Source organism: Terrimonas alba (genome assembly GCF_042434975.1).
GTDB classification, from domain to species: Bacteria; Bacteroidota; Bacteroidia; order Chitinophagales; family Chitinophagaceae; genus Terrimonas_B; species Terrimonas_B alba.
This window is the reverse complement of sequence record NZ_JBHMQM010000003.1, coordinates 159689-179778: the sequence shown is the minus strand read 5'-3', so window position 1 is coordinate 179778 and position 20090 is coordinate 159689. Positions and strand designations below refer to the sequence as shown.

Sequence of the window (20090 nt, the reverse complement as noted above, 5' to 3'; positions counted from 1 at the left end):
AGTTAAAAGACAAACAGATGAAACAATTTTTTAAAGAACTTTTTGCATACAGCCATCATTTTAATCAGCAACTGGCAACCGTTTTTACAGAACAGGCCGATAAGACTTCTGAAAAATCAGTGAAATGGTTCAATCATATTCTGAATGCCCACCTGGTTTGGAACAACAGGATACTAAAGCAACCGGGCCCATTGAATAGCTGGGATATGCATGATGTGACGGGGCTAAAAGCAATGGATCAGTTGAATTATGATACTTCTTTGCAGATACTGGGCCGCTTTGAACTGGATACCGTTATAGACTACTCCACTTTTAAAGGCGAGCCATTTACCAATACGGTAAGGGATATTTTATTTCATGTGATAAATCATTCTACCTATCACCGCGGCCAGATTGCGGCGGATTTCAGGCAAACCGGGTTGGAGCCGCTTACAACTGATTATATATTTTTCAAGCGATAAATTTGCGGCAACAATATTTTATCCGTTAGTTTTAAACCCTGGCGCTCCTAAAGTGTTTTAGGTAGTCAACACCTGCTATGCAACAAAAACTTTTCGCTTCGACAACAAAGGACAACAAGGTAGAATATGCTATTGGCTTTTTATGCCTGTTGGTTTATGGCGGTTCACTTTTCTTTCCCTTGCTCGATAAAGATGCGGCGCATCATGCCAATATAGCCTTGCACATGTATGAGACGGGCGATTATTTCAGCCTGGTTGACAGGGGCAGGGATTACCTGGATAAACCTCATCTTCTTTTTTGGACCACATTGGCTTTTTTTAGACTATTTGGTGTAACCACGATTGCTCACCGGTTGCCTGCGGTACTATTCGCCCTGGCTTCCGTTTACTGTACCTACCAGCTTACCAAACATCTTACCAATAAGGCAGTGGCACGGATTGCCGCCATTATACTGGCTACGGCCCAGGCGTTCGTGTTGTCGGTGAACGATGCCCGCATGGAAACGCCACTGACAACAGGGATGATCTTTGGCTTATGGCAATTGATACTTTATATTGATAAAGATAAATTCACTAACCTGGTACTCGGAGCGGTTGGTATCGCTATCGCCTTTTCAACCAAGGGTTGGTTAGGCCCGGCGGTAGTGTTTATTGCTCTTTTTTTCTATATACTACTTAATAAAAAGTGGGCGGTGTTGGCAAAGGCCAAAACGTGGCTGTTTATCCCTTTCTTCTTTTTATTCATCACTCCCGTGCTTTATGGTTATTACCTGCAATATGATCTGCATCCGGACAAAGTCATACGGGGACGGGATCATATTTCGGGCGTCAAATTCATTTTGTGGGAGCAGCTTTTTGAACGATACAAGGGATTTGATAAAAAGCGTTATAGCGATCCTTTCTTTTTATATCACACATTCATGTGGGCTTTTCTGCCCTGGTGTATTGCCGGGTACATGGCGTTGTTTTATTGGCTGCGCCGTATGTTTTGGTTGAAAAAATGGAAGCACCCGGTCAGTTTTGCAGCTCTGGCATTTGGTTTTATTTTGGTGACATTATCGTTTTCAAAATTTAAAATGCCGCATTACCTCATCATGCTGTTTCCAATGGCCGCAGTTTTTACAGCACCTTATCTCTGGCACGTATTACAATTTCGGAAGGGGATAAAACTGTTTTCCATATTGCAATATTTTTTGGTGGTTGTTATAATCCTGCTGGCATTTGTCCTCAATTATTATTTTTTTAAACCGGTAAATTGGTTGTTGTGGTTGTTGGGCCCGTTGTTGCTGGCTCTTATTATTTTTATTTGGACTAATAAAAACTTTTCAAAAGCTGCAAAAATTATTAGTGTAAGCGCCGCTGCTTCTTTCCTGTTTAATTTCCTGCTCAATTATAATTTCTTTCCGCAATTATTGAAATACCAGGCGGGCAATGAAATGGTGAAAATGATCAAGGAGAAGAATATCGACATTGCCGACAAGGATATTGTAGTGATCGAACCGAATGCCCACAGTTTTGATTTTTACAGGGGACACAATCACTTGCAACTGCCGGCAGAAGAGTTTGAACAAAGCTACCCGTCATTAAAAGACAAATATTTTCTTATCACAAGAGCTCACAGGGATACATTGTTTCAGCGGGGCTACCAGGTGGAGCCGGTTGTGAGTCACGCCGATTACAATGTGGCCAAGGTCAGCCTGAAGTTTTTAAGACCTGAAACCCGTGCTGCAAGATTGGATACCCTGATGCTTGTGAAGATTCACCGGGATAACTAGACATTACCGGACAAAAATTTCTTTGTTTTTGGGGTATAAGATGATAAGGAAAACCAATAGAGCACCGCAGCATTCCAGCAGCTCAGCGTTTTTTCCATTCCGGATTAGTGATGTCAATAGGAATATCAAAGCAAAACCGGTGACCTGGTATAAACGGGGGATTGGAACACCGGAGGCGTCAAGAAATTTTCTGGCTGCATGACTTTTTTGATAGAGAATGGGCACGATGACGAGGTAAATTCCCAACGCAACCACTAATAATATCGAAAACACCAGCTTGTTAAGCTTTACACCACTTACCACTAGATTATGGAGATTGGTTTCTTGCTGTGCATTGTGGGTTTCAAAATATTCAGGTGTTTTAAGACCCAGTATGCGCTGTCCCCAACTGATCTCTTCGCCAGCAGAAAAGAACAGGAAAAGTCCCAGGCAAAAAGTTACAAACAAAAACCATTTTGATTTTTTATTCCACAGTGTTACAAGCCGCGAAAAACAAATATATGATCCGGCAATCAATCCGGCTACGGTTAACCATTCAACAATGCCATCCTCCTGCACGTACCGTTCAAAGCCGACCAGGTTGGTATAAAAAAGAAAAAAACCTGTTGCAATAATGAGTATGCAACCTGTTACAACGATTTTTTCAATGACAGTCAGTTTCAATTTTGCCATTCGGCGTTATTTAGTGTATAAAATAATAGATGGGCGGGCAATTTATGAAAGAAAATCCTGTTGCGTAAAAGCTTGCCATCCCCGGATAACAAAGTATTTGTAATTTAGTTTTTGCACTTCAATAAAATTTTCAGGGAACACCCATGCGAAAGCTCATTTTGTTTATGCATGTTTCATTGGATGGCTTTGTTGCCGGGCCCGCCGGTGAAATGGATTGGATAAAAGTGGACGAAGAGATTTTTGATTTTGGCGGCAAGTTTACCGGCGATGCCGATGCCGCCCTGTATGGCAAAAATACCTGGCAGATGATGGACAGTTATTGGCCTGTTGCAGCGAAAAACCCGGCAGCGACCCGGCACGATATACAACATTCAAATTGGTATAATGCGGTTACCAAAATGGTTCTCTCTACTACCACGAATGCGATAGACCGGCCGAAGACAATCGTTATTAACAACAACCTTTCGCAGCAAATAAAGGAGATCAAAGGACAGCCCGGTAAAAATATTCATATATATGGAAGCCCGACAGCGGTTCATTCTTTAGAGCAGGAAAATTTGATTGACGAGTATTGGCTGTTCGTCAATCCAGTTATCCTGGGAGCTGGTATTCCCTTGTTTAGGGGACCCGATCGCAGGAAAGAGTTTGAGTTATTAACCACAAAGGAATTTTCTTCCGGTGTGATAGCTCTCCAATACCGGGCTAAATCTGAAAAGTAAAACGGGTAACTGTAAAAACTTAGATCCGGTACTGACAATAGGCATCTTCTGAGCCTGTATTCAAATGATCTTTCTATTAAGGATGTGGAATAATTTTTGAACAAGAAATACAAGACTATCTTTGGTTCAGCAAATTAAAAAGGAAAAATTATGAAAACGCAAAACATGATTTTTTCCACAAAACAGGGTCATGAAGAAATAATTTCTTTAAGCCATCGGGATAACTTAAAGCATCCTGCAAAAGCACATCATCTTTCTTCTTTTGGCTTATTGAACAGGAATGGATTAGAAATAGCAACGGGTATTAGTCTACCGGAGCTTGTTGAAGAAAAAACGATACCTTATACTGAGTTTTCTGACTGGCTGCCATTGCAGGAGCAATGGGGATATATTCCGATGCGAAAATTTGATTTTTGGTGATCCTGTAAATGGTAACTGGAGTACGGCTGTTAATTTATCTTAGCCCCACAGGGTTATTTATAACCCTTCAAACCGGCATATGCCGGTTTTGATTTTCCGGTTTCTTCATACCTTCCTGTTGATGAAATATATTTCCCGTACTGTTTGGATTTTATCACTGGTGAGCTTATTTACCGATACAGCCAGTGAAATGCTCTACCCGGTAATGCCCATTTATTTAAGAACGATTGGTTTTTCGATTGTGCTGATCGGGATACTGGAAGGAGTAGCTGAGGCGACAGCGGGCTTAAGTAAAGGATATTTTGGGCAACTATCCGATAATACAGGAAAACGGGTTCCCTTTGTGCAACTTGGCTATGCTTTCAGTGCAATATCAAAGCCGATGATGGCTGTTTTCATTTATCCGCTCTGGATTTTCTTTGCAAGAACAATTGACCGGTTTGGAAAGGGAATTCGAACGGGGGCAAGGGATGCGATATTGTCCGATGAGGCAACACCGCAAACAAAAGGAAAGATCTTTGGGTTTCATCGCTCAATGGATACATTGGGCGCAGTGTTGGGACCAGCCCTTGCGTTGCTTTATCTTTATTTTTATCCCGGCAACTATAAAACACTTTTCTATATAGCCTTTATCCCGGGACTGCTGGCACTTGGCACTTCATTTCTTTTAAAAGAAAAAAGAAAAGCGCTTCTGCCATCCAAACAAAAAACTTCATTTTTCTCGTTTCTTTCTTATTGGAAAACGGGCCCTGCTATTTACCGGAAAGTAGTGACAGGCCTGTTGGTATTTACCTTATTTAATAGTTCAGATGCTTTTTTGTTGTTGAAAGCGAAGCAGGCGGGATTGAGTGATGGCTGGGTGATCGGGGTGTACATATTGTATAATTTGGTATATGCATTGTCCGCTTTTCCTGCCGGCATTATTGCAGATAAAATAGGCTTACGAAAAACTTTTATAGCAGGACTTATTTTATTTTCGGCGGTTTACCTTGGTATGAGTGTAAGCCAGCACAGGTATTTAATTATCGGCTTGTTTGTGCTGTATGGATTATATGCTGCTGCTACCGAAGGTGTTTTTAAAGCCTGGATCAGCAATATCACTGATAAGAAGGATACAGCCACTGCCATTGGAACATTTTCTGCTTTTCAAAGTATCTGTACTATGCTCGCCAGTTCAATTGCCGGCCTGATCTGGTTTCAATTTGGAGCCGCAGTCACCTTTTTTGCGACAGCCATGGTGACACTGGCCGTTGTTTTCTATTTTTTATTTTTTGTCAAACCGGTTGAACGGGCTGTTGCAACCGTGTAAGTTTTGACAGGTAAGGGTCCGTGAATTCAAAATCTACATGGAAAAAAATTTCTCTTGTGTGCTTTTCTCGAAACGGCCTGTTTTTTCGTGCAGTTTTATTCTGAAAAATACCCCCTTAACAGATTCTGCATCGGCGGCAGGAAAGGGCCATTGTGGTGACAAGTGCATGGTTTCACTGCTAAAAAGAGGAAGTACCCTGTCTTCCAGTCTTTTTAGTGCATGGTAACGTTCGTTCTCCTCATTCAGCTCTTCGTATACACCCCAAGTGATCACGGATTGCCAGTTGGCTAAATTCTTCAGGTTATCCACCTCGAAGCAAACATGCGGATTATTTCGCATGGCAAATATTTTCATTCCCTCCAGGGCATGGCCATAAATATAAGTACCATCATAGGCATAGCTGATCGGTACCACATATATTTTATCATCAGCCTGGCAACCAATGCGACCGACTAACTGTTGATGAAGCAGGGCTTCAATATCTTCGGTGCTTAATTTTCCAAACATAAAAAGCTATTTATTCAAAGAAAGTATAAACAGGTCAACGGCAAAATGATTCCCATCAATGCTATTATTGACACGTATCAGGTTACTGGTTTGGAATAAATGTTTACCTCTTTTTGTATTGAGCAGAAAGGTCCATGATCCGGATATTTCTGAAATCGATCTCCTGGCCTTCACTTTGCAAAGCAATAAAACCGCTGGTCAATAATTTGCCATCCACTTTTATTTTAGGATCATAGCTATTAGCAACGCCGCCGCCAATTTGTGGCTTGGAATATTGCAGCACCGTGTCGCCGTTGATGATATGTGTAACCAATGAATCGCCCAATACAATCAGTTCGGTACTTACCCATTGTTCGCCTTCATAGGTTTTGGAGCTGGAGTTGATACAATGGGATGGAACTATCTGTCCTTTTTGCATTACTTCTGTTCCGGGCGAGCACATATTGCCCGTTGGTCTTGGTTTGCCATCACCCAGGCCGCCGAGAAACTGCATTTCCACTGAAATGGGCCAGTCCTGTTCTTTCGGCATGGTGCGGGGATCCTGTGAATGAAACATGACGCCGCTGTTGAGTATGGTATAAGAGGGAGCAGTTTTCACCCATTGACCAACAAAACGGTAGTCAAGCTTTAAATGATAGTAGGAGTAGGGTGTATTATAATAAAGATGACCAAACTGGTCATTGAAATTACCATATTGATCATAGCGTACTTTGATGATACTGTCTTCCACCCGGAAAGTGTTACCAAAATTTTCACCGACTTCATGATGATGGATCTTCACTGTCCAGTCGTTGATGTCTTTGCCGTTAAATAGGGAAACCCATGGGCCGGTTGTTTTATTAGCGATTTTGCGATTGCAACTGAAGATAAGTATAGCTGAAATAAAAAAGATAAGGATCAATCGTGGCTGCATAAAATGATGATTATAAAATATTTTTCAAATTACGGGAAAAGGATGAGATAAGGTATTACTCCTTTTTCAGACAATGTCTGAAAGCATAAGAACTGCGAAGTGGGGACTTTCGCAGAACGGGGTCCCTATAAACATAGGAGCCTCATGTTGGCTGCGGTTCTCGAAGTTTAAGTATTCATTCTATTCCACATCTGCCAAACAACTTTATTAAAAAATGGATAAAGGGATGACACCAGAAAGGGAATGCAAAAAACTATACTCCCGATAATAATATGTCCATAAAAACTGGCTGCCAACAAACATAGCACACTTAACCATAGAAATATAATGCCTAAAATGTAAAGCAGTTTTCTAGCGTTTATCTTAGCTAACATCGAAGAGCCTAGGCCTAAATACCCCATAAGTGAGAAAAGCCCGATAAATGGCAATAACTCGGCGTTCGATAAATCCGACAGATCAGGAAGTTGCGGATTGTAAAACAAGTCAAACGCAAAAAGCACGGTTAATCCAAGAAAGGTACCTGCATGTCCAAAGCCAATCAAAATAAAAAAATGAAAGACAGCCACGAGAAATATAAACAGAGGTTTTGGATTCATAAATTCGAATATTCAGAAAGAAAGCTAAATCGAGTTTTTCGACTTTCCACACGGTCATCATCGAATTGCTGCCAACACTAAAATTGCTATATAATACGAACTTTCCAAATTTTTGAGCCATTGATTATCATCCCCTCATCAACTGCATCAAAAGCATTATCTAAACCGCTCACTCACCTTCAACTCCTTACTTCCCGCTTCATATTTATAAAAACCCTCACCGCTTTTTGCACCTAGTTTACCAGCGGCTACCATATTTACCAATAGGGGGCAGGGCGCATATTTAGGATTACCAAATCCATCATGCAGTACATTTAATATGGACTGGCAAACATCCAAGCCAATAAAGTCCGCTAATTGCAATGGTCCCATGGGATGGGCCATACCGAGTTTCATCACCGTATCTATTTCTTCCACGCCAGCTACCCCTTCATATAAACTATAGATGGCTTCGTTGATCATGGGCATTAGAATGCGGTTGGCAATAAAACCTGGATAGTCGTTGACCACGCAAGGAATTTTTCCCAGTTGTTTACTCAGTTCAACGATGGCTTCGGTTACTTCTTTTTTTGTTGCATAGCCATTGATGATCTCTACCAGTTTCATCACCGGCACGGGATTCATAAAGTGCATGCCGATCACTTTGCCGGCGCGGCCGGTGGCAGCAGCAATTTTTGTAATAGAAATAGAAGAAGTATTGGTAGCAAGAATCGCCTGTTTTGGCACCAGGTTATCCAGCTCTTCAAAGATTTGCATTTTCAGTTCAATATTTTCAGTAGCGGCTTCCACCACCAGTTCTGCATTTTTTACTCCTTCATTCATAGTGGAGTGAATACTGATATTGCTTAGCGCCTTTTTTTTATCATCTTCCGTTGCCAAACCTTTGGCAATCTGGCGGTCGAAGTTTTTGGCGATGTTGGCAACCGCTTTATCCAGTTGTGTCAATGAAATATCAACAATCGTTACTTTAAAACCGGCTTGTGCAAAAACATGAGCAATGCCATTGCCCATAGTGCCGGCGCCGATGACGGAAACAGAACCCCCGGGAGATATCATATAGTTGAAGTTTTCCTCTGCCCCTATCCTTCGATAAACTCAGGAGGGAGTTTTTGAAGACTCACTTAGAGCAAGAGTGTTTGATAAAATGTTTCGGGACAAATGTAAGCAGATCAAATTGCTGAGCAATGAACCGAACGATGAAGTGTCACCGACGATAAATGTCGGGATGTCGACCGCAAGCGTCGGCAAGTGACACAACAGGCGATGCTATCTAATACCACAGCTGGCTACAAAAAAAATAACTGCTATTAATAACATCGAATAAGTAAAAAAATAATGGATCTAAGTCCTCCCTTTAGGGAGACAGAGGGTTCTCACTTATTCTTAAAATCACCCCGTTTCCATGCCTGGATAAAATCGGCCCAGGCGGCAGGGTTGAAGATATTCATTGGCGGGGTTTGGCCCTGGTATACGGCACGGTTGGCGATGCGGTTAAATTGGATGCGGGTAGCTTCGCCGCCATCGCCGGGAGTGGTTTGCAATAGCACTCTTCGTTTGGCAGCACTGGTATTTTGCCGGGCAATTTCAATATCATCGTCCGGGATTTTAGTGTTCACAAAATCACGGGCAAATTGTTCCGGTGTAGGTCGGGCCTTAATGATCGTCGCCGGCAGGTACACCGTATCCTGCACCATTAATTGAATAACGCTGTATTGATTGCCTTCAATATTGCGGGGAATGTCGATCGTTTTGGGTTTATAACTGACATGTGAAAACTCCACCTGGTCACCTTTTAAAACCACTATTGAAAAAACACCCTGCTCATTAGTGATAGTACCGCGGTTTTGACCTTTGATGGTCACACTCACGGCAGGTATACCTACAAGACTGTCTGCCGTCATGATAACGCCATATAACTGAACAACAGAATCACGGGCTGTTTCAAACTGCGCTTTGGCAGTGAAGGGTAAAAGGAAGGCAGCTAGTACGAAATATTGTAAAAATTTCTTCACAGGCTCAAAAATAAGTACAAGTTGAATAAAATGAGCCAACAAAATAGGGCCTGATCTGTTTAACTTTGTCAATTAATCTGTTTTTTAACAAGGATTTTTGTGAGCCCCGCAATCAACACTTAAATCCTACAATGTGAAATGCTTAGCGGGAAATAAAAATTGATATGTCAAGTTCAGTTATGACCAAAGAAAAAGTATTAGAAGCCTTGAGTACCGTGCAGGAGCCTGATCTTGGGAGAGACCTGGTGACCCTTAATATGGTGCAGGATATTGCAATCGAAAAATATTATGTTTCGTTTACAATTGTATTGACCACACCTGCCTGTCCCCTGAAGGATAAACTAAAGAATGATTGTATCAATGCTATTAAAACAATCGTGAGTAAGGATGCAGTGGTCAAGGTAAATTTTACTTCTAACACTACTACCAAAAGAAGCGACAGCCGGGCCATACTTCCCAAAGTAAAAAATGTTATTGCCGTAGTGAGTGGTAAAGGAGGTGTAGGGAAAAGTACCGTCTCTGCTAACCTGGCACTGGCCATTGCGCAAAGCGGGGCTAAGGTCGGGCTGATGGATGCTGATATTTATGGACCAAGTGTGCCTATTATGTTTGGCGTGAGAGGTGAAAGACCAATGATGATGGAAATTGAAGGCAAGGGAATGATAGTGCCATTGGAAAAATATGGTATCAAACTAATGAGTATCGGTTTGCTGGTAGATGAAAAAAATGCAGTAGTGTGGCGCGGACCCATGGCAAGCAGTGCCATCAAACAATTTGTGTCGGATGTGTATTGGGATGAGCTCGATTACCTGATTATCGATATGCCACCCGGAACGGGGGATATCCATTTGACATTGATGCAAACAGTTCCTGTGACAGGTGCTGTAATCGTTACTACGCCACAGGATGTTGCATTGGCCGACGCCAAAAAGGGAGTAGCAATGTTTGGACAGGCACAGTTAAACGTGCCGATCATTGGTTTGGTAGAAAATATGAGCTATTTCACTCCTGCTGAGCTACCCGAAAATAAATACTACATTTTTGGCAAGGATGGAGGGAAACGCCTGGCAGAGGAATATGACCTTCCTTTTCTCGGTCAAATTCCACTGGTGCAGGGAATACGGGAAGGCGGAGATAAGGGAGTTCCCGTAATGGTGGGCAGTGACGAGATCACTAAGAAAGCATTTGAAGATTTTGCCGCCCTGGTGGTAAGAAGTGTGTCAATGCGCAATGCTGATATAGAAAAGGAAAAAGTGGCTGAAGTGGTGTCTTAAAAAAAAGTGGAGGGATTTTACCTAGTAAAGTTCTTTCGTTTGTTACTTTGTCGGCAATGTTTATTCTCTTTATTTTACAAACAAATCCGGACTATGAAACCTTATAAAATTTTATTTCTCCTGTTTTCATTTACGTTGATCGCTATGGCTTGTACACGCAGGGTTGTTGTGCATAAACGAACAACGGTAGTAAAGCCAATGCCGCCCGGGCATGCCAAAAAAGTGTACGGCAGCCAATCTGCAAAACCCTATGCTCCCGGCCAGCGAAAGAAAAGAGTCCGCGGTTATTAATACTTCAAAACTGTAATATAAAAGAGGCTGTTATATTTTTAACAGCCTCTGTAATTATGGGAGCGTCCATCGTCCCGTCAACCATCCAGTGAAACAAGCTCTTTATTTTCTAAATTTTCCTGGTAAAAGAAAATCCCATGGAGACACTATTAGAATAGTTGGGTTGGCTATAAAGGCTCAACACATTTTTTTTGCAATTCATTTTTTTCTGTAAAGCAAGGTTCAACGCACTTGTAATGATAGTCGTGGTGCCCATTGCGATGTTAACATAGGAAAGATTGTTTTGTGCTTTGTACGAAGTATAGGATTCACCGCCATTCATCACAGGAAAATTCGTTGTTCTTTTTGTATTGGCTAATCCAAGAATGACTTGTGTGGTACCTGTTACAAGACCCAAATACGATAGCGTTTTATTTTGCTTAAAGCGGTTGGAGAGGTTGGCAATATTGATGGCGATATTGGTGCCACCCACCAGGCCGGATGAAACACCGTAGCCGGTTTTTATGTCTGCATAATTTGTTTGATCAGCAGGCGGCGGCCCATAGGTTGGCTGTATCATGGCGCATTCTTCTAAGGTGAGACCATATTCATTCGCCCATTCTTCAATAGCCGGTTCATGCATGTCCGATAAGAAATCGTACTGGTGTTTTTCATTAATTGACTCAGCCATTTCACGGCCTTTTGTTTGTTCGATCAGGTAACCTACAGCGCAGATGTTCCCATCAGCATCGATGAAGCAAGGCCTTCTTTCACCGGGGTAATCCCTGTTGACCGGGAAAATGGCTGCGGTCCAATATTCGTGTAATAAGTTTAGGATCGTTGCCCGGTTGGCAGATTGAGTAACGGATAGATTGAGCTTTGCTGAACGTAACAGCGATTCAACATAGGAGAGGTGCACCTGTATCCGTTCCGTTTCAGTGACGGTTGCGGTGGGTAAGTGGCCTGTTGTGGCTATATAACTTTCATCATGCAGCACCGCATTTATCTCCTGTAATTTCGGTTGCGCCACAGTAGTAATGGTTAATGATAACAGCAAGAAGTAAAAGAAAAGAATTTTCATAAATAACGTTTCCCGGCCTGACAAACACAGGGACAGAAACGTTGCACTGGTATGAGCTGGACTGAAATCTGTAATTTAGCCGGATGTATAACTTACCTTATTTTAAAGAAAAAGATCCTGAAGTTGTCAAAGAATTTATCCGCCAGCATCCGTTTGCATTTCTAACCGGTTGCAGTGCCGATAACAAACCTGTAGCGACACAGATACCTGTTTTTATTGACGAGAAAGAAGGACAGCTATTTCTCTCCGGTCATATGATGAAGAATACCGATCATCATAAAGCATTTTTGCAAAACTCCAATGTGCTGGCTGTTTTTAGCGGGGCGCATACCTATGTAAGTGCCAGCTGGTATGAAAATAAGCAACAAGGCTCCACCTGGAATTATATGAGTGTACATGTAAGAGGCCAACTGAGGTTCCTGGATGAGCAGGCGCTTTTAAACACCCTGAAAAGAACGACTAATCATTTTGAAAATAATCCGCATTCGGGAGCCAATTTTGAAGACCTGCCGGATGAGTACGTACAAAAAATGATTAAAGCTATCGTTGCGTTTGAGATACAGGTGCAGGAAATGGATAATGTTTTCAAGCTGAGCCAAAACAGGGACAAAAAAAGCTTTCATAATATCATCGATAAATTAGAAGCACAGGATGCAGAGGGAAAAAAGATCGCAAACGAGATGAAACAGCGAACTTCACAATTATTTAAAACGGAAAAAGAGCAATAAAACGGCTGGCGCTGTATCATTGGCGAATTATGTATAAGAAAATTGTTCATTACGCACTTGTTTTTCTCTGCTTCCTTGCAGCTTGTCACGTGGCGAAAAAATTACCTGAAACGACAGATACAACCTCTTCCTTTGATATTCAGGGACACCGGGGTTGTCGTGGACTCATGCCGGAGAATACGATACCTGCCATGAAAAAGGCATTGGACCTTGGGGTGACCACCCTGGAGATGGATATCGTTTTTACAAAAGACAAATGGCCCATCCTTTCTCATGAGCCATTTTTTAATCATGAAATCACCACCAAGCCCGATGGCTCGCCGGTGACTGAAAAAGAAGAAAAGTCACTGAACATTTACAACATGGACTATGCCGAGGTCAAAAAATATGATGTAGGCATGCGGTCTCATCCCCGGTTTCCCCGGCAGGAAAAAATTAACGTGTATAAACCCTTGCTAAGCGATTTGCTGGATAGTGTGGATGAATACATGAAGACAAGCAAGCGGCCACTACCTTATTTCAATATTGAAACAAAATCAGACCCTGCTTCTGATAATATTTATCATCCTGCACCTGATGAGTTTATCGATAGACTAATGGCTGTTATCCGGTCCAAAAAAATTGAGGATAGGGTGATCATACAATCATTTGATTTCAGAACGCTCCGCTACCTGCATGAAAAATATCCATCAATAAAAACGGCTATGCTGATCGAAGACTTTGACGAGCGGGGAATAAAAGATCAACTGAAAGCATTAGGATTTACACCCACCGTTTATAGTCCTGAACATAAAATGGTAACCGAAGAGCTGGTGAAAAAATGCCATGAGCAAAATATTAAGATCATTCCCTGGACGGTGAATGATAAGGAAAGAATTGAAGAGTTGAAAAAAATGGGAGTGGATGGCATTATATCAGATTACCCTGACTTATTTTAGAACGCAGCTATTTATGATGATTATGATTTCGCAGGTGTTATCTTAATTAAATCTTAAGAACATGATGATCAGCGTACCAATCCCAGCCAGGTTTGGGCATTTTTATACAGCAGTTTCTTCTCCGTCTTTTTGCTGAGTTTCATTTTTTCAATCAGTTTGCCCGGATGATGTTCGCCTAACGGAAATGGATAGTCGCTGCCCAGGCAGATGCTATCATCTCCTATGACGTCAATTAAAAACTCCAGCGACTTTTTATCATGTACTAAACTATCTACCCAAAATTTGCCAATATAATCTCTCGGATTGGTGGGATTGTCCAGCGCCACCAAATCAGGTCTCACTTCAAAGCCATGTTCAATACGACCCAAGGTAAAAGGAAATGAACCACCGCCGTGAGCAAAGGCTACCCGTAAATTCGGAAAGGCAGCAAACACGCCGCCAAAGATCATGGAGCAAATAGCACGACTTGTTTCGGCTGGCATACCAACCAGCCAGGGCAGCCAATATTTTTGCATCTGTTCTTCACCCATCATTTCCCACGGATGTACGAACAACGCACAGTTCAATTTTTCCGCCGCTTCATAAAAAGGAAAAAAATATTTATCCGAAAGATTTTTGCCATTGATATTTGATCCTATCTCTAATCCGGGCATTTTTAATTCTTTCACACAGCGTTCCATTTCTTTTATGGCCAAATCAATATCCTGTAGCGGTACAGTGCCAACACCGGTAAAACGTTTTGGATTTTTTGAAGCTGTTTCTGCAATATGATCATTGAAGAATCGTGATGTCTCCAATCCGTCCACCGGCTTCGCCCAATAATTGAATAGAACAGGAATGGTTGAAATCACCTGTATGCTGACATCGGTCTCATCCATTTCTTTTAGCCGGATATCTTCTTTATAACAATTTTCTTCAACAACCCGAAAAAGTTTGTCGCCTCTCATCATACATGCCTGGCAATTGCGGTGTTCCAGGTGAATGAATTCACCATAGCCAAACTTCTGCGTCCAGTTCGGCATTTGTTCCGGCATGATATGGGTGTGGATGTCGATCTTCATACCCCCAACCCCTAAAGGGGCTTTTACTAATTTAAATGTTACAGTCTATTGTTTAGGTCTGCAGATTACACCCCTTTAGGGGCTGGGGGGGTTACCGGAGGCTCCATCACTGCGCCACATTTGTCACAGGTGCGATGCATGAGGTTTTCCCAATAGCGATTCATGACGGGTGGTAATTGTTTGACGATATCATCAACATGCAAAGTTTCTTCGTACAACTTATTGCCACATTTTTCGCAGAACCACATAAAACCGTCATCTTCTGTTTCTCTTTTCTTTTCTATCACCAGGCCAACGGTGCCGGGGCCACGTTGTGGTGAGTGTGGAGTTTTGGGTGGGAGCAAAAACATTTCGCCTTCTTTGATCGGTATATCTTTAAATTCACCGTTGTCAATTATTTTGACAACAATATCGCCTTCCACCTGGTAATATAATTCTTCGGTTTCATTGAAATGGTAATCTTTCCGTGCATTCGGACCACCCACCACCATTACGATGAAATTTTCGGCGTCTTTATATACACACTGGTTACCTACCGGTGGTTTCAGCAGATCACGGTGTTCATCGATCCATTCTTTTAAATTGAAAGGAGCAAGCACTGGCATAGCAAAAAGTTTAATAGTTTAAAAATCTATCATTGATAAGTTTTCTTACAAGCTCGTTTGATGAGTCTGATTATCCCGATTGACAACGTTATGTCACAACGAAAAATTACAACTTTTTACCGTAGGTTTGACTTTATGAATCTGTCATTGGAAGGCAAATATGCGATTGTTTGTGGCAGTACCCAGGGTATTGGTTTGGCTATTGCCGAAGAACTTGCATTGATGGGAGCCAATTGTACATTAATTGCAAGAAATGAGGAAGCATTGAAATCCGCTGTTCAGAGTTTGGATGTTACGTTGCGTCAGCAACACAATTATCTGGTTGCAGATTTTACACGACCCGACGAATTGCGAAAGATCATCGGCGCACACATGGAAAAATACCCGGCGCATATTCTTATTAACAACACGGGTGGCCCTCCCGGCGGACCGATCACGGAAGCAACAGAAGAAGCATTTGTAAATACTTTTAACCAGCACCTTGTCTGCAATCATATTCTGGCCAGGGCGGTAATACCTTCGATGAAAAAAGAAAAGTTTGGCCGGATCATTAATATCATTTCTACATCGGTAAAGATTCCATTAAGAAATTTGGGTGTTTCCAATACCATTCGTGGCGCCGTTGCGTCATGGGCGAAAACGATGGCAAATGAATTAGGCCAGTTTAATATTACAGTCAATAATGTATTGCCCGGTTTTACCAATACCCAACGATTATCGACATTGATTGATAATATCGCTAAAAAAGGAAATGTATTGGTAGATGTGGTGGCTAAAAATATGATGGATGAAGTTCCCATGAAACGATTTGGCGAGTCTGTTGAAATTGCATCGGTAGCAGCTTTTTTAGCATCACCTGCTGCTTCATATGTGAATGGTGTAAGCATTCCGGTGGATGGCGGCAGAACGGGAAGTATTTAGTCAAACGGTTAATTAGTTAATCGGTTTATTAGTTAACCAGGCAATTCTCGTTGGCAACGGTTTTTAGGTTCCTATAAATTGCTTCTTATGGATTATACTTTGGGAAAAACTGGAAGTCTACAATATGACAGAGGAATTTTCTGATGAAGTCTGGAATATTGTTGATGAATGGAAATTCTTTTTAAAAGATACGATCGGAAAGCAAATTGTCAGGGCAGCCGACTCCATTTCTGCAAACATTGGTGAAGGGGATGGGAGATATTATTACAAAGAAGCAAGCAATTTTATTTTTATTCGAGGGACTCAATACAGGAGGCTAAGGCATGGCTCGGGAAATGTAAAAGAAGAAAAATAATGAACGAAGATAAATGCCTTGAATTGCTTCAAAAGGCTGAAATGATTCTTATCAAGTTGAATGCCTATATTAAATTTGTCTCTGAATCAACAAGGCATAATCCTAAATAGCGGTCATCCCGATTAACTAATTAACTAATAAACCAGTTAACCGATCAACTTAGAAATACCATACAATCTTGAAAACTTTATCGACGGTGGATTTTATGCCCCTGTTTCGAGGAACTATATCGATAATATCAACCCGGCAACGGGTAAAGTAATTGGACGAATACCCGATAGTAATGAGAAGGATATTACTGAAGCTGTAGCTGCCGCAAGAAAAGCATTTCCGCAATGGTCCGTTACACCTGTTGAGAAAAGGTTCATTATTTTGAACAAAATAGCCGAGTTGATTGACGCCAATATCGATACATTGGCAATGGCAGAAACAATCGATAACGGCAAACCACTTTGGTTGAGTAAGAAAGTGGATATTCCAAGAGCTTCCGCCAATTTCAGATTTTTTGCTACCGGTATTATGCATTTTGCAACCGATAGCCACAATATGGAAGACAAGGCGGTTAATTATACGTTGCGACAACCAATAGGTATTGTTGCGTGCATTTCTCCGTGGAATCTTCCTTTGTATTTATTTACCTGGAAAATTGCCCCGGCATTAGCAGCCGGCAATTGTGTGATCGGCAAACCATCCGAAGTAACACCGGTAACAGCTTATCTTCTTGCACGAATCTGTAAAGAAGCAGGTTTGCCGGACGGCGTTTTGAATATTATACATGGCACCGGCACTATAGCCGGTGAAGCCATTGTTAAACACCCGGAGGTGAAAGCCATTTCTTTCACTGGCAGCACAAAGGCGGGAGAACGGATTGCATCGCTTGCCGCTCCTAAGTTTAAAAAGCTTTCACTTGAGCTCGGCGGAAAAAACCCGAACATCATTTTTGCTGATTGCGATTGGGAAAGAATGATGAAGACAAGCATTGAATCTTCATTCAGTAACCAGGGACAAATATGTTTGTGTGGCAGCCGGATATTGGTTGAGCAGTCGATCTACGAAAAGTTTAAAACAACATTTGTTGAAAGGACAAAGCAATTAATCGTCGGCGATCCGATGGATGAAAATACAAAGCAGGGAGCGGTGGTAAGTAAAGCTCACCTGGCAAAGATCATGCGTTGTATCGATACGGCTAAGCAGGAAGGTGGGAGGATACTCTGTGGTGGGCATGCGGTAAAACTTCGCGGTGAATGTGCGGAAGGCTATTTTGTTGAACCAACCGTCATCGAAGGGTTGGGGTCGGAATGTGAAACTAATCAACAGGAAATCTTTGGCCCGGTGGTAACGCTCCAGCCATTTAAAACAGAAGAAGAGGCTTTGCGATTGGCCAATGCAACAAGTTATGGCCTGGCTGCAACTATTTGGACACAGGATATTTCCAAAGCAAACCGGGTAGCCGCAAAGGTAGAAAGCGGCATCATTTGGATAAATTGTTGGCTGGTGCGTGACTTGCGCACACCTTTTGGTGGCATGAAGAATAGTGGTGTCGGGAGGGAAGGCGGTTGGGAAGCATTGCGATTTTTTACAGAATCTAAAAATGTATGCATTCAACTATAATCATGATAACCTACATTGATGTCTTATCATTAAAACCAGCGATTGCTATTCATGGAAAATATAATCAATACCGGTAATGCCTCACCACCTCTCGGGGCCTATCCGCATGCAAGGCGTGCCGGTAACCTGCTGTTTCTTTCCGGGATCGGGCCGAGAAATCACAAAGACAATTCCATTCCGGGTTTGGAGTTGGATGCGGAAGGAAATATCGTGAAGTATGATATCGAAGCAGAATGTCACTCAGTCTTTGCAAACGTAAAAGCTGTTTTGGAAGCTAGTGGTAGTAGTTGGAATAAGATCATTGATGTAACTGTCTTTCTGACAAACATGGAAAAAGACTTCCCAATTTATAATAAGATATATGCGGATTATTTTACTTCTGTGCAGGCCTGCCGTACAACCGTTGAAGTAAAAAGTTTGCCAACGCCTATTGCGATTGAATTGAAAGTAATAGCAACTGTCTGAACCGGGGTTTACAGGATTTAGCGATTACCAGGAAATGAATTGTATGAATTTTGAAAACACACTAGCTTTTGCGCAGAACCTTGACGCAAAAGACATGCTTAAAAATTTCCGGGAACGGTTTTATATCCCGCAACATAACGGAAACGATACTATTTACTTTACCGGTAATTCACTTGGGTTGCAGCCTAAATCTGTTTCATCTTATATTCAGCAGGAGCTGGATGATTGGGCAAAGTTGGGTGTGGAAGGACACTTTCACGCAAAAAATCCGTGGTTGTCTTATCATGAAATTTTTCCTCCATTATTAACAAAAATCATAGGCTGCCAACCCAATGAAGTGGTGGTAATGAATCAACTTACCGTGAACCTTCACTTGTTGATGGTAAGTTTTTACCGGCCTACGACAAAGCGATACAAAATTATCTGCGAAGCAAAGGCCTTTCCTTCCGATCAATATGCTTTTGAGTCACAGGTTCGTTATCACGGTTTCGATCCGGCCGATGCCATTATTGAAGTAAGTCCGGGGAATGGTGAGCATATCATCCAAACCGAAGATATACTTTCTGTTATCCGGGAAAATAAAGATGAAACTGCGTTGGTATTATTCGGTGCTGTCAATTATTATACTGGCCAGCTGTTCGATATAAAAAAGATAACTGATGCAGCGCAGGCCGCTGGCGCCTATGCTGGATTTGACCTGGCTCATGCGGCAGGTAATGTTGAGCTTAAGTTGCATGACTGGAATGTTGATTTCGCAAGCTGGTGTTCTTACAAATATTTAAACTCCGGGCCAGGTGCTGTGTCCGGTATTTATATTCATGACAGGCATGTTACGAACAAAGAGCTACCACGTTTTGCCGGTTGGTGGGGTTATACCAAAGCCACAAGATTTAAAATGGAAAAAGGCTTTGAACCAATCCCCTCTGCTGAAGGCTGGCAGCTAAGCAATGCACCGGTGCTGAGTATGGCGGCACATAAAGCCTCACTGGATATTTTTGATGAAGCGGGTATGGACCGGCTGATCACGAAAGCAAGACTTCTTTCGGGCTACCTGCATTTTATTTTGGAAGAAATCAATAAACAACAAAAAGTGAAATGGATTGAAGTGATCACGCCTGCCAATGAAACGGAAAGAGGCTGCCAGTCATCCATGCTGATGTTGAAAAAAGGGAAGGAAATTTTTACCGCATTAACCGAAAATGCGGTTGTTGCTGACTGGCGGGAACCTAATGTGATCAGGGTGGCGCCGGTGCCCTTATACAATACGTTTGAAGATGTGTGGAGGTTTGGAGAGATTATGAGAACCGTGATTAACAGGATTTAAATGGATTTTGAGGAAATGTTGCGTTACGGTTATCGGCTCTGCTTATCTTAATAATCATAAAAATCAGCGTTCC

At 42.0% G+C, this 20090-nt stretch carries 22 protein-coding genes and 1 pseudogene; 14 read left to right on the top strand and 9 right to left on the bottom strand.

Annotation, left to right across the window (positions count from 1 at the left end):
* Positions 1–17: 17 nt before the first annotated feature.
* Positions 18–461: a DinB family protein gene (locus tag ACFEL9_RS09715; RefSeq protein WP_385888974.1), complete on the top strand. Its 444-nt coding sequence runs from the start codon at positions 18–20 to the stop codon at positions 459–461.
* Positions 462–538: 77 nt separating this feature from the next.
* On the top strand, positions 539–2236 hold the full coding sequence (locus tag ACFEL9_RS09710; protein WP_385888971.1) for an ArnT family glycosyltransferase: 1698 nt from the start codon (positions 539–541) through the stop codon (positions 2234–2236).
* Positions 2237–2239: 3 nt separating this feature from the next.
* Here ACFEL9_RS09710 and ACFEL9_RS09705 read toward each other — a convergent pair whose 3' ends face one another.
* Positions 2240–2908 (bottom strand): hypothetical protein, encoded by a 669-nt coding sequence (locus tag ACFEL9_RS09705; protein ID WP_385888968.1) that lies wholly within the window; start codon positions 2906–2908, stop codon positions 2240–2242.
* Positions 2909–3051: 143 nt separating this feature from the next.
* On the opposite strand from ACFEL9_RS09705, the gene ACFEL9_RS09700 reads away from it, so the two are divergent.
* From ACFEL9_RS09700 to ACFEL9_RS09690, 3 genes are all read left to right on the top strand, one after another.
* Entirely contained in the window at positions 3052–3627 is a 576-nt protein-coding gene (locus tag ACFEL9_RS09700; RefSeq protein WP_385888965.1) for a dihydrofolate reductase family protein, read from the top strand.
* Positions 3628–3777: 150 nt separating this feature from the next.
* Positions 3778–4047 carry a hypothetical protein gene (locus ACFEL9_RS09695; RefSeq protein WP_385888963.1) on the top strand — a complete coding sequence of 90 codons (270 nt, stop codon included), beginning with the start codon at positions 3778–3780 and terminating at the stop codon, positions 4045–4047.
* A 79-nt stretch (positions 4048–4126) separates the two neighbouring features.
* On the top strand, positions 4127–5356 hold the full coding sequence (locus ACFEL9_RS09690; RefSeq protein ID WP_385888960.1) for an MFS transporter: 1230 nt from the start codon (positions 4127–4129) through the stop codon (positions 5354–5356).
* 33 nt (positions 5357–5389) lie between these two features.
* On the opposite strand, the gene ACFEL9_RS09685 is transcribed toward ACFEL9_RS09690, so the two are convergent.
* The 5 genes from ACFEL9_RS09685 to ACFEL9_RS09665 form a co-directional block, all read right to left on the bottom strand.
* Positions 5390–5863 carry a pyridoxamine 5'-phosphate oxidase family protein gene (locus tag ACFEL9_RS09685; protein ID WP_385888957.1) on the bottom strand — a complete coding sequence of 158 codons (474 nt, stop codon included), beginning with the start codon at positions 5861–5863 and terminating at the stop codon, positions 5390–5392.
* A 103-nt stretch (positions 5864–5966) separates the two neighbouring features.
* Positions 5967–6776: a 3-keto-disaccharide hydrolase gene (locus tag ACFEL9_RS09680; RefSeq protein ID WP_385888955.1), complete on the bottom strand. Its 810-nt coding sequence runs from the start codon at positions 6774–6776 to the stop codon at positions 5967–5969.
* A 167-nt stretch (positions 6777–6943) separates the two neighbouring features.
* Entirely contained in the window at positions 6944–7372 is a 429-nt protein-coding gene (locus ACFEL9_RS09675; RefSeq protein ID WP_385888952.1) for a hypothetical protein, read from the bottom strand.
* 156 nt (positions 7373–7528) lie between these two features.
* Positions 7529–8428, bottom strand: a complete 900-nt coding sequence (locus ACFEL9_RS09670; RefSeq protein WP_385888949.1) for a 3-hydroxyacyl-CoA dehydrogenase family protein — start codon at positions 8426–8428, stop codon at positions 7529–7531.
* Between the two features lie 317 nt (positions 8429–8745).
* Positions 8746–9456, bottom strand: coding sequence for a carboxypeptidase-like regulatory domain-containing protein (locus ACFEL9_RS09665; RefSeq protein ID WP_385888946.1), 711 nt, complete (start codon positions 9454–9456; stop codon positions 8746–8748).
* Positions 9457–9548: 92 nt separating this feature from the next.
* Here ACFEL9_RS09665 and ACFEL9_RS09660 point away from each other — a divergent pair, with 92 nt between their 5' ends.
* Entirely contained in the window at positions 9549–10658 is a 1110-nt protein-coding gene (locus tag ACFEL9_RS09660) for an Mrp/NBP35 family ATP-binding protein (protein ID WP_385888944.1), read from the top strand.
* A gap of 93 nt (positions 10659–10751) precedes the next feature.
* On the top strand, positions 10752–10949 hold the full coding sequence (locus ACFEL9_RS09655) for a hypothetical protein (RefSeq protein WP_385888943.1): 198 nt from the start codon (positions 10752–10754) through the stop codon (positions 10947–10949).
* A gap of 109 nt (positions 10950–11058) precedes the next feature.
* Here ACFEL9_RS09655 and ACFEL9_RS09650 read toward each other — a convergent pair whose 3' ends face one another.
* Positions 11059–12009, bottom strand: coding sequence for a hypothetical protein (locus tag ACFEL9_RS09650; protein ID WP_385888940.1), 951 nt, complete (start codon positions 12007–12009; stop codon positions 11059–11061).
* An 83-nt stretch (positions 12010–12092) separates the two neighbouring features.
* Between ACFEL9_RS09650 and ACFEL9_RS09645 the strand changes: the two genes are divergently transcribed.
* Together ACFEL9_RS09645 and ACFEL9_RS09640 are read left to right on the top strand one after the other, a co-directional pair.
* On the top strand, positions 12093–12737 hold the full coding sequence (locus ACFEL9_RS09645; protein WP_385888938.1) for an FMN-binding negative transcriptional regulator: 645 nt from the start codon (positions 12093–12095) through the stop codon (positions 12735–12737).
* 29 nt (positions 12738–12766) lie between these two features.
* Positions 12767–13675 carry a glycerophosphodiester phosphodiesterase gene (locus ACFEL9_RS09640; protein WP_385888935.1) on the top strand — a complete coding sequence of 303 codons (909 nt, stop codon included), beginning with the start codon at positions 12767–12769 and terminating at the stop codon, positions 13673–13675.
* A 68-nt stretch (positions 13676–13743) separates the two neighbouring features.
* Here ACFEL9_RS09640 and ACFEL9_RS09635 read toward each other — a convergent pair whose 3' ends face one another.
* Positions 13744–14736, bottom strand: coding sequence for an amidohydrolase family protein (locus tag ACFEL9_RS09635; RefSeq protein ID WP_385888933.1), 993 nt, complete (start codon positions 14734–14736; stop codon positions 13744–13746).
* Positions 14737–14801: 65 nt separating this feature from the next.
* Positions 14802–15341 carry a 3-hydroxyanthranilate 3,4-dioxygenase gene (locus ACFEL9_RS09630; RefSeq protein ID WP_385888932.1) on the bottom strand — a complete coding sequence of 180 codons (540 nt, stop codon included), beginning with the start codon at positions 15339–15341 and terminating at the stop codon, positions 14802–14804.
* A gap of 90 nt (positions 15342–15431) precedes the next feature.
* On the opposite strand from ACFEL9_RS09630, the gene ACFEL9_RS09625 reads away from it, so the two are divergent.
* From ACFEL9_RS09625 to kynU, 5 genes and pseudogenes are all read left to right on the top strand, one after another.
* Complete coding sequence (locus ACFEL9_RS09625; RefSeq protein WP_385888929.1) at positions 15432–16262, top strand: SDR family oxidoreductase; 831 nt, start codon at positions 15432–15434, stop codon at positions 16260–16262.
* A 73-nt stretch (positions 16263–16335) separates the two neighbouring features.
* A pseudogene (locus ACFEL9_RS09620) lies at positions 16336–16727 on the top strand (four helix bundle protein).
* A gap of 43 nt (positions 16728–16770) precedes the next feature.
* Entirely contained in the window at positions 16771–18228 is a 1458-nt protein-coding gene (locus ACFEL9_RS09615) for an aldehyde dehydrogenase (RefSeq protein WP_385890053.1), read from the top strand.
* Positions 18229–18279: 51 nt separating this feature from the next.
* On the top strand, positions 18280–18693 hold the full coding sequence (locus ACFEL9_RS09610; protein ID WP_385888926.1) for a RidA family protein: 414 nt from the start codon (positions 18280–18282) through the stop codon (positions 18691–18693).
* Between the two features lie 43 nt (positions 18694–18736).
* Entirely contained in the window at positions 18737–20017 is a 1281-nt protein-coding gene (gene kynU / locus ACFEL9_RS09605; protein WP_385888924.1) for a kynureninase, read from the top strand.
* Positions 20018–20090: the final 73 nt, after the last annotated feature.